At 60.6% G+C, this 16,370-nt stretch carries 14 protein-coding genes; 7 read left to right on the plus strand and 7 right to left on the minus strand.

Annotated features, from left to right (window positions below):
* Positions 1–31 precede the first annotated feature (31 nt).
* The 7 genes from ACNPN0_RS15810 to ACNPN0_RS15840 all read right to left on the minus strand — a co-directional run bounded on the left by ACNPN0_RS15810 (position 32) and on the right by ACNPN0_RS15840 (position 7,900).
* The gene (locus ACNPN0_RS15810; RefSeq protein WP_105656594.1) at positions 32–775 is read right to left on the minus strand and encodes a response regulator; all 744 of its coding nucleotides are present in this window, start codon (positions 773–775) and stop codon (positions 32–34) included.
* Positions 733–2,028: a sensor histidine kinase gene (locus tag ACNPN0_RS15815; protein ID WP_105656595.1), complete on the minus strand. Its 1,296-nt coding sequence runs from the start codon at positions 2,026–2,028 to the stop codon at positions 733–735. The genes ACNPN0_RS15810 and ACNPN0_RS15815 overlap by 43 nt, the downstream gene beginning before the upstream one ends.
* Before the next feature lie 34 nt (positions 2,029–2,062).
* On the minus strand, positions 2,063–2,905 hold the full coding sequence (locus ACNPN0_RS15820) for an ABC transporter permease (protein ID WP_332486909.1): 843 nt from the start codon (positions 2,903–2,905) through the stop codon (positions 2,063–2,065).
* 4 nt (positions 2,906–2,909) lie between these two features.
* Complete coding sequence (locus ACNPN0_RS15825; protein WP_105656597.1) at positions 2,910–3,836, minus strand: ABC transporter ATP-binding protein; 927 nt, start codon at positions 3,834–3,836, stop codon at positions 2,910–2,912.
* 138 nt (positions 3,837–3,974) lie between these two features.
* Positions 3,975–5,000 (minus strand): YdcF family protein, encoded by a 1,026-nt coding sequence (locus ACNPN0_RS15830; RefSeq protein WP_332486913.1) that lies wholly within the window; start codon positions 4,998–5,000, stop codon positions 3,975–3,977.
* Between the two features lie 6 nt (positions 5,001–5,006).
* Positions 5,007–6,440, minus strand: coding sequence for a phytoene desaturase family protein (locus ACNPN0_RS15835; protein ID WP_332486915.1), 1,434 nt, complete (start codon positions 6,438–6,440; stop codon positions 5,007–5,009).
* A complete protein-coding gene (locus ACNPN0_RS15840; protein ID WP_105656600.1) occupies positions 6,437–7,900 on the minus strand; it encodes a glycosyltransferase family 87 protein in 1,464 nt (487 codons plus the stop codon). Before ACNPN0_RS15840 ends, ACNPN0_RS15835 begins: the two co-directional genes overlap by 4 nt.
* Before the next feature lie 240 nt (positions 7,901–8,140).
* Between ACNPN0_RS15840 and ACNPN0_RS15845 the strand changes: the two genes are divergently transcribed.
* From ACNPN0_RS15845 to ACNPN0_RS15875, 7 genes are all read left to right on the plus strand, one after another.
* Entirely contained in the window at positions 8,141–9,325 is a 1,185-nt protein-coding gene (locus ACNPN0_RS15845; RefSeq protein WP_105656601.1) for an acylneuraminate cytidylyltransferase, read from the plus strand.
* A gap of 12 nt (positions 9,326–9,337) precedes the next feature.
* Positions 9,338–10,231, plus strand: a complete 894-nt coding sequence (locus tag ACNPN0_RS15850) for an N-acetylneuraminate synthase family protein (RefSeq protein ID WP_105656602.1) — start codon at positions 9,338–9,340, stop codon at positions 10,229–10,231.
* A gap of 87 nt (positions 10,232–10,318) precedes the next feature.
* Positions 10,319–11,314, plus strand: coding sequence for a glycosyltransferase family 2 protein (locus ACNPN0_RS15855; protein WP_105656603.1), 996 nt, complete (start codon positions 10,319–10,321; stop codon positions 11,312–11,314).
* Positions 11,311–12,654, plus strand: coding sequence for a polysialyltransferase family glycosyltransferase (locus ACNPN0_RS15860; RefSeq protein ID WP_105656604.1), 1,344 nt, complete (start codon positions 11,311–11,313; stop codon positions 12,652–12,654). Before ACNPN0_RS15855 ends, ACNPN0_RS15860 begins: the two co-directional genes overlap by 4 nt.
* On the plus strand, positions 12,651–13,676 hold the full coding sequence (locus ACNPN0_RS15865; RefSeq protein WP_105656605.1) for a hypothetical protein: 1,026 nt from the start codon (positions 12,651–12,653) through the stop codon (positions 13,674–13,676). The genes ACNPN0_RS15860 and ACNPN0_RS15865 overlap by 4 nt, the downstream gene beginning before the upstream one ends.
* Positions 13,677–13,684: 8 nt before the next feature.
* A complete protein-coding gene (locus ACNPN0_RS15870) occupies positions 13,685–14,917 on the plus strand; it encodes a DUF6716 putative glycosyltransferase (protein ID WP_286172164.1) in 1,233 nt (410 codons plus the stop codon).
* A 297-nt stretch (positions 14,918–15,214) separates the two neighbouring features.
* A complete protein-coding gene (locus tag ACNPN0_RS15875) occupies positions 15,215–16,300 on the plus strand; it encodes an inositol-3-phosphate synthase (protein WP_105656607.1) in 1,086 nt (361 codons plus the stop codon).
* The last annotated feature ends 70 nt before the right edge of the window (positions 16,301–16,370 follow it).

The following is a 16,370-nucleotide window of genomic DNA, read 5'->3' on the forward strand; positions in this document are numbered from 1 at the left end:
CCCGGCGGCCATTTTGCTGCCTCAGCGATGCCTAGTAGTCCAGGCCCTGGGATGGAATGACCAGCCCGGTCTCGTAGGCGTACACCACCGCTTGAACACGGTCGCGCAGATGCAATTTGGTCAGGATGCGCCGCACGTGGGTTTTCACCGTTGCTTCGGAAAGGAAGAAACGGTGTGCAATCTCGGCGTTGGATAGTCCCTCGGAGAGCGCACGCAGCACTTCCTGCTCACGCGGGGTGAGATCATCGAGCAGCGGGTCATGCGGAGTTTCGGCCGGCTGGTTCCGGTTCCCGGCGCCAGCGTTGCGCACATAGGTTTCCAGCAGGCGGGCAGTCACCCGGGGTGCCACCACAGCGTCGCCGGAAGCTACCAGGCGCACCGCTTGGACCAGTTCTTCCGGGGCCACGTCCTTGAGCAGGAACGCACTGGCTCCTGCCTGCAGCCCTGAGAAGGCGTACTCGTCCAGGTCAAAGGTCGTCAGGATGATGATCTTGGTTTCCGGATGGTCCTTGGCGATGCGTTCGGTCGCTTCCAAGCCGTCCATCTTGGGCATGCGCACATCCATCAGGACCACATCGGGTTTCAGTGCTGCCGTCTGGGCAAGGGCATCGAGTCCATCGACAGCTTCGCCGGCGATGACGATGTCGTCTTCACCTTCGAGGATGAGGCGGAATCCCATGCGTAAGAGGGGCTGGTCATCGACCAGCAGTACCTTGATTTTGTCTTCCACGCTTATTCCTTCACTGCCTTCTGGTTTTCGTTCTGCAAGCTGCATTCGGGCAGCTTGAGGACTGCTTTCACAATCCATCCGCCACTGGCTACCGGCCCGGCATCAACCGTTCCGCCAAAAAGCGCGGCTCGTTCGCGCATGCCGCGCAGCCCGCGTCCGCTGCCGATACTCGGAACTCTCGTTGCATCTCCGTTGTCCATGATTTCCATGCGCAGTTCTTCGCGGCGCCGTTCCAGGCGAACCTGCACATCACTTACGTTACGGGCATAACGCAAGGAATTAGTCAGGGACTCTTGAATGATACGGAAGACGGTCAGCTGGAAGGTGGTGTCCTCCGGCAACGGATCGCCCGTATGGGTAAATGAGACCGGCAGACCTGCGGTACGGAATCCTTCGAGCAATTGCTCCACGTTCCCGCCGGTAGGCTGCGGGGCCAGCTCTCCGGATTCTTCTTGGCGAAGCACGCCCAGCATGCGGCGCATATCCGCCAGGGCGGCGCGACCGGTTCCAGAGAGCTCATTGAGCACTTCGTCGGCACGGACCTGATCGCGCTTGGCCACCACTCGTGCCCCCTCTGACAAGGCAATCATCACCGAAAGCGAATGGGCGACAACGTCGTGCATTTCGCGGGCGATGCGGTTGCGCTCTTGCACCTGGGCCAGTCCGGAGACCTGCGAGGCCCAGTGGTTCAGTTCAGCTTCGTGGATGCGCGCGTTGCGCACATTCATGCCCACCGCGGCTGCGGCAATGTAGAAACCGATGACGAAGCTGCCCGAGACGGCGATGATGACGCGCGTGAAGATGGTTTCGTCGATTCCATCTTGCGGGTCGAATTCCATTCCGGCCATGTCGGGGAAGCCCATCAGCACCATCAGGACCGTCTGGAAGCTGCCGGCCAGGATGGCCAGCGGGATGGTGCGTTTGGCCGAATAGCTGGTGGCGACCGTGTACAGGGCGATAATCATGCCTACCCCGCCCAGTCCACCTTGCGGACCAGCAATCACCAGGGCCAGGCATTCGAAAATGAACACCAGGATGATCACCGTCATCGGTGCCCGGCGCCGGTACAACAAGGCAGCGCTGACGGCGAGGGTGACGACCAGCAGGCCGGTGGCGTTGGCTTCTGGCATCGCTGCCATGACCAGGACACCGGGCAGTGTGAGCAGCAGATAGATGACTACCGCACCGATGACCACCAAACGCGGGTGGGTACGCAAATAACGGCGTATCCGGCCCATACGCTTGGCGGCCAGTTCATCGAAGGAAACCACAGTTTCCTGCAGCGTCGGTTGGCTCATGTTTCCAGTCTAGTTTTCTCGATCAATCCCTGCGCTACTTGATGTCCCGCTTGGTCAGCAGGATTGCACCCAACACCAGTGGAAACACGATCCAACCCGCCACGCCCAGCAGTTGCTGCCAGGTCTCCAAGTCGGTGACAACACTTGCGGGCGTCGCCAACCCCATGCCCAGCTGGTCAGGGGTGAACTTCGCGATATCCTGCGCCCAGTCGGTCAAGGTGGTCAGGATGGAAAGGATGATCGGCAGCACGAAGAACAGGGCAGCGAGGCTGGTGATGCCGCCGGCCGAGTTGCGCAGCAGCATCCCCAACGCCAAACCGATCAACGCCGCCATGGTCACCGCCAGCGTCCCGTACCAGAGCACCCGTTGGAAGGCATCGCTGCTGAATTCCAGATTCATCTGGTAGTTCTCGGCAATCGGCTTGCTGATCGCGAAGGCCAAGAGCGAGCTGATGATCTGGACGACGGCAGTGAGCAGGATGATCAAGATGCCCTTGGCGGCCAGGACTCGCAGTCGCCGCGGGCTGGCCAGGAACGTGCTTACCGCTGAGCCGGTGGTGAATTCACCGCTGAAGAGCAGGACACCAAGCACGCCGAGGATCAGCTGGCTGAAGACCAGGCCCGAGCCGATGAGCTCAGCGGCGAATCCAGGGGCCGATAGGCCTTCCATGCCCGGCATCTGATCCGTGTCGCCCATGCTGGCACTGAGCGAACCAATGCCCCACGTGGCCACGGCTGCAATGCCCACATAGAACACGATGGCCAAGAGAACCAGGATGCGGGTGGAGTTCAGGGAGAAGAAACGGATGGACTCACTGCGCAGCACGCCGAAGAGGGTGACCTTGCCATGCGGTGCGGTTGCTAGATGGTTAGACATGTCCTTACTTCCCGCCGCCAGTCTCGGCAACTGTGTTCGAGTGGTATTCGACGGCATCGCGGGTCAATTCCATGTAGGCGTCTTCCAAGGTGCGTTGCAGCGGACGCAATTCGCTGAGCACCACCCCGTATTCCAAGGCACGGCGGCCAATGGTTTCTGAATCGGGGCCGGTAACTTCCAGGCCATGCTCATCAATCCGGCGTAGCTGAATACCTTCGCCGTTCAACGCATTCATCAAGATCTCAATGTCGGCTGAACGCACAATGGTCTGGTCAAGACCGTTGTCGATGAATTCAGTGATCGGCGCATCGGCCATGATGCGGCCACGGCCAATCACGATCAGGTGATCCGCCGTCTGGGCCATTTCACTCATCAGGTGGGAGGAGATGAAAACGGTTTTGCCATCGGCCGCCTGCTGGCGGGCCAGATTGCGGACCCAAGCCACGCCTTCGGGATCCAGGCCGTTGACCGGCTCATCGAGGATCAGCACCTGCGGATCTCCAAGCAGGGCCGTGGCAATGCCCAGCCGCTGCCCCATGCCCAGCGAAAAGCCGCCGACCTTCTTGCGCTGCACGCTAGACAAGCCAGTCAGATCGAGCACTTCGTGCACTCGGGACTTCGGGATCCCCGCGGTAGCCGCCATGGCACGCAAATGCGCCAGCGGAGTCAGGGATTTGTGCACCGACTTAGCTTCCAGCAGGGTGCCGACTTCGGTCAGCGGGTGACGTGATTTCTTGAAATCGTGCCCGTTGACCAGCACTTCACCGCTGGTAGGTTTGGCCAATCCCACGATCATGCGCATGGTGGTGGACTTGCCGGCACCATTCGGGCCGAGGAACCCAGTCACCATGCCTTCTTGGACCGTGAACGACGCATTATCGACCACGGTTTTTCCACCGTATTTCTTCGTCAACTGCTCTGCCTGGATCATATTTCCAGCCTAGGGAATTCGAGCCCAGCTCTCACCGCCCCCAGTGCTGATTTATGGCTCAACCAAAAGGGTGATGGCAGGGAAGCGAAAACTGGGCCCATGCACCAGATGGTGCATGGTCCCAGGGTGCCAAGGAAGTTAGAAGGTCGTCGTGAGCACGAACATCATCCCTGCGACGGCTAATGCGAAGGGCAGGGCCAGCAAAACCATCAGCTTCTTTTGATCCCGCACGATCGCAACGCATTCCCTGAGGAAGGCACTCGGACGGTAGTAGGCCGCCGTTTTCCCGCCGAAGGCACGGGCATCCAAGCCGAGCTTGCGTGACGCCATCGCTGCACGCAGCGCATGATAGTCGCTGGTGACCAACCACAGCTGGCCATCCGGACGCTGGGCACGGACCAAGGCGTCGGAGAACTCCAGGTTCTCAAGGGTGTCCCTGGCCCGGTCTTCAACCAGAATCTGTTCATCGGCAATGCCCTGCTCACGCAGGTAGCGGGCCATGCTTACGCCCTCTGGTTCTTCCTCATCATGGCCCTGTCCCCCGGTCGGAACCATGAAGGGGCGAGCAGATGCCTGCAGTTGATGCAGGTCTATGCCCTTGTCCAAGCGGCCACGCAGCAACGGGGTGACCTTGCCGTTGATTGTGCGGGCGCCAAGGACCACCACGGCGGCGGCTTCGCCCTTGGATGGGTATCTGGCGTGCACCCATGCGTACAGCAGCAGCATGGCGAACAAGCTCGCCGTGAAGACGGAGGCCATGAACAGGACGAAAGCCAGCGAATAGCTCCACCAGGATTCGATGCGAATCAGCAGCACCGCAATGACTGGCAGGACAAAGACGGATAACCCGGCTGCCAACGACAGCAGATTCGTAGGTTTGGCTCCTTCGCGCCGGCACATCAGGATCCCGTTGTAGATCAGCGCGGCACCGAAGACAACGACCATCAGCGGGGTCAGCACCAGCACTATGGAGAAGAGGAACCCAAACCCGGGGATCACACTGGTCAACAGGTCGACGACCGCCGAAATGGTGAAGAACACCAGCGGCAAGAGAAGTGCAGCCAGACCCAAGCGGCGTGGGTCCTTGCGGTATTGCCGGATAAACAGCCACCAGAGTGCTGCCAGGAAGACCCAGCCAACGAGCTGCGCGAGCACTGATTCCATTGCCTCTCAGTTCACCGATTTCCAGTTTGCGATTCCGTATTCCCGCTTGAGCATCGATTGCGCTCCGAGGAATCCGCCCATGCCATGCACCGACGGCCCCGGAGGCGCAGCCGAGGATACCAAGTACAGTCCTTTGGACTGCAGGTACCACGGGTCGGCCGAGATCCGAGGCCGCTTGATGCTGCCCAGCAGGTCCATGGTTCCCCCGGAAAGATCGCCACCGACCAGTGCCGAGTTCTGCACTTCCAAGTCCTGGGCGGTGACAACATGGGATTCAATGATTGTCTCGCTGAAACCAGGGGCTGCCTGTTCAATCATTTCCTTCAGTTCCCGGCTCATGTCTACCGGAGAATCCAGTGGCACGTGGCAGTAGGCCCAGATGACGTGCTGGCCCTGCGGTGCCCGCGAATCATCAAATTGCGAGGGCTGGGCAACAATCATGAACGGCTTCGCCGCTCCCCCGCGCACTGCGGCGCGTTCGGCCTTCCCGACCTGCGCCGCGGTGCCGCCCAGGTGCACGGTGCCGGCCTTGCCCAGAGTCTCGTCGCGCCATGGAACCGGTGCCGAAAGGACGTAGTGCACCAGGCAGCTTCCCGGCGAGCGCCGGATACTGCTCAACGCGTGCGAGAGCCGTTCAGGCAGGTGTCCTGTTGAAAGCTTGGCAGCGTTTTCGGCGGAGGTATCGAAGAGGATGCTCTGCGCAGAAAGCTCATCAACATTGTTGACGCGGGTGCCGGTAAGGATTTTTGCTCCATGAGCCATCGCTTCTTCGGCCAAGGCGTCGCTGATGGCTTGGGAACCTCCACGCGGGATGGCCCATCCCTTGCCGTGCGCTGTTGCTGCAAGGAACAGTCCTGCCCCGGCATTGGCCGGTCCGCGAGAGCCTCCCGCAACGTGGGCGGAACAGCCTGCGTAGAGCGCGGCGGCGCGTTCAAACTTTCCAGAAAAGAGTTCCTTGACGGCCATGCCCGCCACCGTGCTCACGGCAAAGGTCGCCAACGCTGCGGGGTTCGAGGGAACCCTCAGCAGAGGATTGAGCAGTGTCTGGCTGACCCCGTCAATCTGCTTGACCAGCGGGCCCAGGAGCCGGGTGTACATCTCGCCGTCCGCGCCTCCAAGTTCCTGCCCGGTGCGTTCCAGATCCTTGTACGCGTAGGCAGTCCGGCGATCCAGCACATGGGCGAAGGACAGCTCGGGGACGATGAACTCCACCTTGTCGTGGACGCCCAGTTCATGCATGGCTTGGGATTGCATGGCCATCGGATGCACTGCGCTGCCCAAATCGAATTTCGCTGCAGAACCATTCAGCGGCTGCGTTCTGGCGGCCCCGCCGATGGTGTCGTTGGCTTCATATACCGTGACGCTTAATCCAGCACGGGCAGCAACTGCTGCGGCTGCTAGCCCATTGGGTCCCGCACCGACAACGGCAACATCGCTCATGATTTATTTCCCGCCACTTCATTCGTTTTCTTGGATTGAGGCAGCAGTCCGCGCAGGGTCCAGCGGTCCTCCAGTCCGGCGAATGGGCCGGCCAAAGGATCATCCTGGCCCACGGCACGAATCGGGTCGTGGCGTGGATCAAGAATTGAACGTGCCACCAAGAACATCAGGTATCCCAGCATCACCATATGCGCCAGCACCAGCACCGCATAACCGGTCTCAGGGAAGGCCTTCTGCGCTTCTTCCGCAGAGAGGGAATCAAGGTAAAACCAAACAGCGTAGAAGTGCGCGATTTCCACGAGCATCCAGACAACGAATTCGCGCCAGCGCGGCAAGGCGAGGGCGAACAGCGGAATCAGCCAGACGATGAACTGTGGTGAATACACCTTATTGACCATGACAAAGGAAGCAATGATCAAGAAGGCCATGGAGGCCAGGCGCGGGGTGCGTTTAGCAGTCAAGCCCAGCACTGCGACGCCCACGCAGCACAGGAAGAAGAGGACCAGGCCGTAACGGGAAATCTGTTCGGCTTCAAAGAGCGGGACCCCTCCCCTGTTATCGGCGATGACATTCCATGCGTGCCAGAAGCTGGAGAAGCCTGCCCCGCGTTCAGAAGAGAAGTTGAAGAAGTGCATGAACGAGTCGGGGAACGCCAGCGCATAGGGAAGGTTCACCAGTGCCCATGTCGCCGCGGCGGTTCCGCCAGTCACCCAGAAGGTCTTGAGCCTGCCGGTGCGAATGGCCAATATCAGCACCGCGCCGAGGATGAAGAACGGATAGATCTTCATCGCGGCACCTAAGCCGATCAGCACCCCGGCAAGGACGGTGTGCTTTCGTGCGAATGCCAGCATGCCCAGGGCCAGCAAGGCCACAGCCCACATGTCCCAGTTGATGCTGCCGGCCAGGATGATGCCCGGGGCAATAGCCACCATTGCGGCATCCCACGGGCGGCGCCCGGTCATCCGCAGGGTGGCGATCACGGTGACCATCCACAGGATCGCAACGAGCAGCAGGTTGATGTCGAAGTACAGCAGCGAACGGTTTTCGATCCCCGTGGGGATGATCGAGGCAACGGCCGAGGCCACCGTGCTCATCAGTACCGGGTACTCGAACTGGGCGGTCGCGCTGAATGGCGCCCAGGGGTTCTCGGCGAAGCCGCGGGCGGAGAACAGCGGAACCCAGTCGCTGTAGCACGCATAGGCGTACGGGTTGTTGCCAGTCCACCCGTTGACCCGGCAGGGGTTCTTGGCAAGGAGCATCAGCAAGGCGCCCACGGTGGTCATCAGGATAATGACTCGTTCCACGCTGAAGAATCCTGGATCGACTCGGCCTGGATCGCTGTGTCGTCCCAGGCGGCCACCGATCATTGCGGTGAACTGTCGAAGGAACCCGTCAGCGCGTGATGGCACGGTAATCCGCAGGGGGCCACGCGTGGGCTGTGACTGGTTTGGCTCGTGCATACCCTCCAGCCTAAATGTTCTGTGCCTAAGCTCCGCCTTGCACACTCATGTTTCATTAGTCGCTTTGATCTTTTATGCGGTTCCGAGGGCTCGAAATCCCTCTTCCGGATTCGCCTACTGGTACGTAAAACGCTTGCTGACCTCGCATTCAGCAAACAAACAGGTGATTACACCGGCACTTCACCGTGCGTTAACCCAGATGCCCCCTCTTAGTTAACTTGTGCCCATAGCGTCTTACTCGTGAGCAAAACCAACCAGCCAAATGCCATGGCGATCATCCCCGCCAGGGGAGGATCCAAGGGCATCCGGCTTAAGAACCTGCGTGAGATCGGCGGCAAATCGCTGCTGGGCCGCGCAATCGAATCAGCCAGATCCGCGGCGGCAGTCAGCGACGTCGTGGTCAGTACCGACCATGAGCAGATCAAGGCCGAAGCGCTTCGCTACGGGGCGCGAGTCATCGATCGACCGGCAGATATCGCCGGCGACACGGCCAGCAGCGAGTCAGTTCTGCTCCACGCGCTAGCGAATGCGGAATCTCAGCCAGAGATCACCGTGTTCATCCAGTGCACCAGCCCGTTCATCGATCCGGAGGATCTGGACGCAGCCATTGCGGCGGTTTCTTCGAAACGCGCCGACGTCAGCTTCGCAGCTGTAGCGGACCACGGTTTCCATTGGGGCCTGGATCCGCAGGGCGAAGCGGTCGCCGTAGGCCACGACAAGCTGCACCGTCCGCGTCGCCAGGATCGCGAACCGCGCTTCCGCGAAACCGGGGCCTTCTACGTGATGGATACCCGGGGATTCCGCGAGGCAGGGCACCGTTTCTTCGGAAAGGTCCGGGTTCACGAAGTTCCAGCAGAGCACGGCATCGACATCGATACCGAGGCAGACCTGCTGCTCGCTGGGCTGGCCGTTCCGGCCACCCGGGAACCGATCGAAGTCGACGCGGTCATCACGGATTTCGACGGGGTGCATACCCCGGACACCGCGTATGTCGATGAGCACGGAACCGAAACCGTGCGCGTCTCCCGCTCCGATGGAATGGGAGTGGCCCGGTTGCGGGCTGCCGGAGTGAAGTTCCTTATTCTCTCCAAGGAAATCAACCCTGTTGTCGCCGCCCGCGCCGCCAAGCTGAACGTCGAAGTGGCCCACGGAATCGACAACAAGGCCGAATACCTGGCCCGCTGGCTGGCTGACGAATCCATCAATCCGGCTCGTGTTGCCTACGTGGGCAACGACATCAACGATCTGGGCGCGATGGCATTGGTCGGCTGGCCGATCACCGTGGCCGATGCCCAGGAAGATGTGCACCGGGCAGCACGGTACAAACTGACCCGCAAGGGCGGGCACGGAGCGGTACGGGAACTAGCCGAACTGGTTCTCGCCGCACGCACCGCTACCAAGAGTTCTCCAAGTTTCACCCACTGAAAGGCAATACCCATGACTTCCATGACTACTGACATCAAGCCTGTTGCTATCGGCGACGTCCAGGTTGGCGCAGGCCAGCAGGTCTACGTCATCGGCGAGATCGGCATCAACCACAACGGCGACATCGAGATCGCCAAGCAGCTGATCGATATCTCTGCTGAAGCCGGTGCCAACGCAGTGAAGTTCCAGAAGCGCACCCCGGACATTTCCACCCCGATGGACATGCGCGACAAGATCCGCTCCACCCCATGGGGCGACATGACCTACCTGGACTACCGCTACCGCGTCGAGTTCGACCAGGCGCAGTACAAGGAACTCATCTCCTACGCAGCCTCCAAGGGCCTGCACGCCTTCGCCTCGCCATGGGATGTTCCATCGGTCGAATTCATGGAAGAGCAGGGTGCAGTCACCCACAAGGTCGCCTCCGCATCGGTCACCGACATCGAGCTGCTCAAGGCCCTGGCGCAGACCGGCAAGCCGATCATCCTGTCCACCGGCATGTCCACCATCGAGCAGATCGACAAGGCCGTCGAGACCCTGGGTACCTCGAACCTGGTCATGATGCACGCTACCTCCACCTACCCGCTGCCTCCTGAAGAGGCCAACCTGCGCATGATCGAGACCCTGCGCGACCGCTACCAGGTCCCAGTGGGCTACTCGGGCCACGAGCGCGGCCTGCAGATCTCGCTGGCTGCTGTTGCCCTGGGCGCAGTGACCGTCGAGCGCCACATCACCCTGGACCGCACCATGTGGGGTTCGGACCAGGCCTCGTCGCTGGAGCCAAAGGGCTTCGAGTCGCTGATCCGCGACATCCGCATCCTGGAGCAGGCCATGGGTGACGGCGTGAAGAAGGTCTTCCCAGGCGAGCTGGCACCGCTCTCGCGCCTGCGCCGCGTCGACGCCTAAGCACGCCAACGTATCCGGCGGTTGGACTCACCGACGGGTCCAACCGCCGTTTATTTTTGTCTGCATGAGGAAGGCCTTGAAGCACAGATGAGTTTGATCCCCGGGCGCATTTCCGTGGTTATCCCCGCCTATAACCAAGAAGCATATATTTGCGATGCCTTGTCATCGCTGGTCCGGCAGAAGCTGGGACGCTGGGAGCTGGAAGTGCTCGTGGTTGATGACGCTTCCGATGACCAGACTGCTGCCCTGGTTCGCAGCTACCAAGACCAATTGCCTGGCCTGAACCTGATCTCGCTGCCTGAGAATGCCGGAGTTTCTGCCGCCCGCAATGCCGGGTTGGAACAGGTCACCGGCGAATACTTCACCTTCCTCGACCCCGACGACTGGTACTCCCCCGAGCATTTGGAAGCCCTGGCGGAATCCTTGACCGAACTGCACGTGGACTTCGTGCGTTGCGATCATGTGCGTGTCACCGGCACCAATCGCGTCATCCACCGCGCCCCGCAGGCGTTGCGCGGCATGCCGCTGAACCCGGCCGATGACATTGAACCTATCGATTCGCCGTCCATGGTGGACTACGCCTTCGTGTGGGCGGGCATGTACCGCACCGACCTGATGCGCGCCCGCGAACTGATGTACTTCGACGCGCAGTTGCACAGCGCCGAAGACCGCCTCTGGCTATGGAAGCTGCATCTGAACACCGAGCGCTATTCCGTCGTTTCCTCCCCCGGGGTGTTCTACCGCCGCGGCCTGCCCGGCTCGCTGACCCAGGTCTTCGACCACCGTCAGCTCGGCTTCATTCCGGCCTACTCGCAGATCCTCACCGAGGTGCGCTTGCACCCGGACGCGGATCGCCACCTGCCCAAGGCGATGCGGCAGTTCTTCGCCATCGTGTGCCACCACGAGAAGCGCGCGAAGAACTACCCGCCGGAAGTCCGCTTGGAGATGAAGCAGAAACTGCGCCAGGTATTCACCACTATTGATGCGCCGATGGCCCGCCAGGTTGCCCTCGAGATGGACGTTGCCCGTCGCCGCCATATTCTCTCCTTCCTCCAGCCAGGTCAGATCGGGGCCGCCAAGTGATCGCACTGATTGAAGCCAGCAGCTATTTCCAGCTTGCTTCTCTGGCCGCGATGGCCGATGCAGGACTGCTCCCCGAGGCAGATGAACGAATTCTCGTCTTGGCTAACGGCTCGCAGGTTCCGGAACTGACTACTGCGTTGGATGAAGTCCCGGGCTTCGAGAAGCTTGCCGCCCGCTTTGACCGCGTGGTGGATTTCGCTGCGCTGACCTCCCCGCGTCGCCCGGCACAGTTCAACCCGCGTGAGGACGAGCTGCATATTTTCGAACGCCTCCTGCGCAGCGCTTGGGATCTGGGCAATGAACCCTTGACCTTGGTTCTGGAATCCATCCAGGTCAATCCGGCGCGTGCGCTGGCGCGTATTTTCTTTGATGCCCAGCTGTGGATCCACTCCGACGGCTTGATGTCCTATGGCCCAACCCGTAATCGATTGCCAATGCCGCTTCGCCAGCGCGTCATGGGCACCATCCATGTGGACTTGGTTCCAGGACTGCAGCCTCACCTGCTCGCAGAGCTCGAGCCGCGGCGCGAGGTCTTGGCCACCGGCGGCCTGGCTGCAATCTTCGGCGAACTGGCCCAGGGGGCAGAATTCGATCTGCCAACCGGCAGTGCGCTGATCCTCGGCCAGTACCTGGGTTCCTTGGGCCTGATGGATGCCGAGGAAGAATTCGAGCTGCATCTGGAAATGCTCAACGAGGTGGCCCGCCGGGAAATTTCCACCGTCCTGTTCAAGGCGCACCCATCGGCCAGCGCCACCTCAGCGGCACGCTTGTCTGCAGCCGCCAGGGACATGGGGCTGGATTTCCGGTTGGTCGGCACCGATCATCTGGCGGAAACCGTCATCGCGGCGGTACGTCCAGCCGTGGTGATCTCCTGCTTCTCCACAGGCTTGGCCACCGCCAAGTACATCCTGGATACCGAGGTCTACGCAGTGGGCACCGGCAGACTGCTCCAGGCGCTGGCTCCCTACGAGAATTCCAACCGCATCCCGTTGTCCATCATCCATGCCTTGTTCGTCCAGGACGTGCCGGTTCCGGCGCACGGTGGCGGCAGCGACCGCCTCACCGAACTGCTGGCTGCCGTGGCCTACTGCATGCAGGCCGCGCAACTGCCTCACCTGCGCGAGCAGGCCGAGTCCTTCTTGTCCGCGCACTACCCGGAGTTCTCGGCTCATTTCAAGCGCCGGCGCATCACCAGGCTCGAGCTGCCTCCACGCTGGGCGCACATCAGCTCGCGCCGCTCGCTGCCTTCCAAAGTCCGCGGGGCCTCGCGCCGTGTGCTGCGCAATGGTTCCAAGCAGCTGGACACGCTTTCCAAATCCCTGAGCCGACTGGCAAAATGACCCTCACCATGATGAAACTGACTCAACATGACACCCACGAGGTGCCACGCCCGCGTTTCGGCACCGCGCACGTTTGGGTGGAGTCGCCACTGCAGCTGCTTTCGGCGGTAGAAACGCATGCCGCAGGGCTGCTGGGCACGGACATCCGGATCATCCCCCGTCAGGGAATGCCCCTGGAAGCCACGACGCAGGCAATGCTGAATCATGCCCCTGCAGGGGTTCATTTTGAACCGGCCGCTCGTAAGCCTCCGCAGCCCAAGGGCGCTGCCGATCGGTATGTCACCGGCGACGCCTACTCAGGCAAGATCCAGCGCACGCTGCTGGCAGGCGTACGGGCCAAGGAAATCGTGATCATCGATGACGGCATGGCTACGCTGGCCCTGATCAAGCAGCTCATTTCCGATGAGCCCACCCCGTTGGTGCGCGCCCGGACCAGGAATTCCGCAGCACGCGTGGCAATGGGATTGGCGACCTGGCATCGTTTGCGCCAGCTGGCCCGTGAAGATCGCCTGTTGATTGTTTCAGCGTTGTATGTCGACCCGGCATCCCGTCAGAAGATGGCTGATCTGGGGATCAAATTCGCGCAGCACAAGTTTGAATGGCTCGCTACCCAGCCGGTAGCCGAGCAGTTCACCGAACCAACCTTGCTGATCGGTTCGGCGATGGTGGCTGATGAGCTGATTTTTGAGCAGCCGTATCTGCGCTGGATTGAGCAGATCGCTTCCGAAGGCCCGGTTGCGTACTTCCCGCATCGCCGTGAAACTCCCGAATTGCTGGAGAAGATCTCGAGGATTGATCAGGTGGTGCTCAAGGAGCACACCGTTCCCATTGAAATGCGTTTGCGTGTCCTGCGACCAGGCCAGGAGATCCGCGCCTTGCCTTCCACGGTGATTCCATCCCTGCGCCTGCTGCTGGGTCCTGATGCCCGCTGCCTCTATCCGCAAGCCGTGATTGACAGCTGGTGGACCCCTGGTACCCCATCCGAGTTGCGCGAGCACCTATCCAGTTCATTGAAGGTGTGAATCAGCCGATGAAGCCATCAATACTTGCCATCGCCGACTCGGATTCCTATCTGAAGCTGGCAACGAGCTTCCTGAACCGCCTAGGTCCCGCATGGGATCGCAAGGTGTATTTGGCGCGGACCCCGGTGATGCCGACCGCCGACCAGATCGCAGCCGCCTTTGAAGGCACGGATCTGGATCCGGATATCCTGCAGGTGATTTCCGTATCCCAATTAGAAGCCGACACCGTAGATGAAGACATTGTTTTCGCTTCGGCCACCGGGCCGGTAGTTGCCGAGATCTACTCTCGCATGCTTCGCACCGAGCCGACTGATGGCCGGTGCACCGCACTGATTTCCGCCCTGCCTGGCGTGGCATTCCCCGCCACGCAAAAGGGGTGGAACTATCGTCGAGCCGGCGATGCGTTCATTTGCCATTCGCATGCCGAAGCCCGTGATTTCTCATTCATGATCGAAGGCCAGGTAGGGCACCAGCCGACCATCATGGTCAGCAAGCTCCCGTTCTTGCACTCGGCAGGATTCCCGCCAGCGCAAAAGCAGGTGGTCGAACGCTTGGTGTTCGCGCCGCAAGCGAAGGTACCTGCCCAAGAGAGCGAACGCGAGTCGATCCTGCTGGCTCTCGAGCAGGCTAGCAAGATGAATCCCGAACTTGAGGTGATCGTCAAGCTCCGCGCCAAGGCCGGTGAGCCCCAAACGCATCTCGAGGCGTTCCCGTACGATTCCCTGTTCGAGAAGTTGCAGTCCGAACGGCGGATCGGGCCCGAGTCGCGCCTTCGCTTCGATACCGGATCGATGAGTGAAGCATTGGCCGATGGCAGCGCCTTGGTGACAGTGTCTTCGACTGCTGCCTTGGAATCCATTGATCGCGGGTTGCCAACGCTGGTCCTTTCCGACTTCGGCGTCAGCGCGCAGATGATCAACACGGTCTTTGTTGCCTCCGGCATCATCGGCACCTTGGATGACGTCGCCGGCTTGAGCTTCGGTGAACCTACCAAAGCCTGGTTGCGGGAAAACTACTTCCACAGGGTGGACCACAGTTTCGTTCAGTCCCTCGAAATTCTCGCGCAGCGAGCTCGTGCTGGAAAGCTGCACACCGATCCGGAAATGCTGGCGCATATTCGCCGCCAGCCTTTGCGCCACCGCCTCAGAACCACGTTGCCTGCACCGCTAGTCAGGGTTTTGGTGAAGTTGCGGCACCACTTCGGGCCAGCGCGCAGAAATGGCGCCAACTCCTGGTCATGACCAACTGAGAATTAGCTCATGAAATGAATTCATGGACTGAATCCATCGTCACCGTCAGGAGTATCCAGCTCTTTAGTGCTTTACCTGTTATTGGTGTATCTGCGCTGAGGCAGTGGAATAACCACCTCGGTTTCGCTAGCCCAGAGAGGCCGCCCCGATAGTTATTCGGTGATACCGGGCACGATTGGGAATGTTTGCACTCCATTAAGACTTAAGATCATTGTGGGTCAATTTGCGCAATGCGCTTTTGCGCGTCCTATTGCCCAAAGGTTTTATACATTTCAATAAGGAGTTCATGTGTCGGCGAACCCGATTCGCGTTGCCATCGTAGGCGTAGGCAACTGCGCCACTTCCCTTATCCAAGGTGTTGAGTACTACCGAAACGCCGATGCTGATTCCACGGTTCCAGGTCTCATGCATGTGCAGTTCGGCCAGTACCACGTGGGCGACGTTCAGTTCGTTGCCGCCTTCGATGTCGACGCCAAGAAGGTCGGGCTCGACCTCTCGGAAGCCATCTTGGCCAGCGAGAACAACACCATCAAGATTGCCGACGTTCCAACCACCGGAGTGACCGTTCAGCGTGGCCACACCTTGGATGGCCTGGGCAAGTACTACCGCGAGACCATCGAAGAGTCTGCAGCCGAGCCAGTTGACATCGTCCAGTCCCTGAAGGACAACGAAGTCGATGTCCTGGTTTGCTACCTGCCAGTTGGTTCCGAGCAGGCCGCCAAGTTCTACGCACAGTGCGCCATCGACGCAGGCGTTGCATTCGTCAATGCCCTGCCAGTATTCATCGCCGGCACCCCAGAGTGGGCGCAGAAGTTCACTGACGCCGGTGTGCCAATCGTTGGCGACGACATCAAGAGCCAGATCGGCGCAACCATCACCCACCGCGTGATGGCCAAGTTGTTCGAAGACCGCGGCGTTGTCCTGGACCGCACCTACCAGCTGAACGTTGGCGGCAACATGGACTTCAAGAACATGCTCGAGCGCGATCGCCTGGAATCCAAGAAGATCTCCAAGACCCAGGCAGTCACCTCGAACACCTCCGCCGCCCTGGGCGAAGACGACGTGCACATCGGCCCAAGCGACTACGTTGCATGGCTTGATGACCGCAAGTGGGCTTTCGTCCGCCTCGAGGGCCGCAACTTCGGCGATGCTCCGGTCAACCTGGAATACAAGCTGGAAGTTTGGGACTCGCCAAACTCGGCCGGCGTGATCATCGATGCCGTACGCGCAGCGAAGATCGCCCTGGACCGCGGCATCGGCGGTCCGATCCTGTCGGCTTCGAGCTACTTCATGAAGTCGCCACCAGAGCAGTACGACGATGAGACCGCACGCAACAAGGTGGAAGCCTTCATTCGCGGCGACATCGAGCGCTAGCCCTCCGCGTTAGCGGAAAGGCAATGGCCCCGACCGTTCGGTCCTGGCCATTGCTGTATTCGACAGTGCT

Source organism: Glutamicibacter sp. AGC84 (assembly GCF_053543575.1).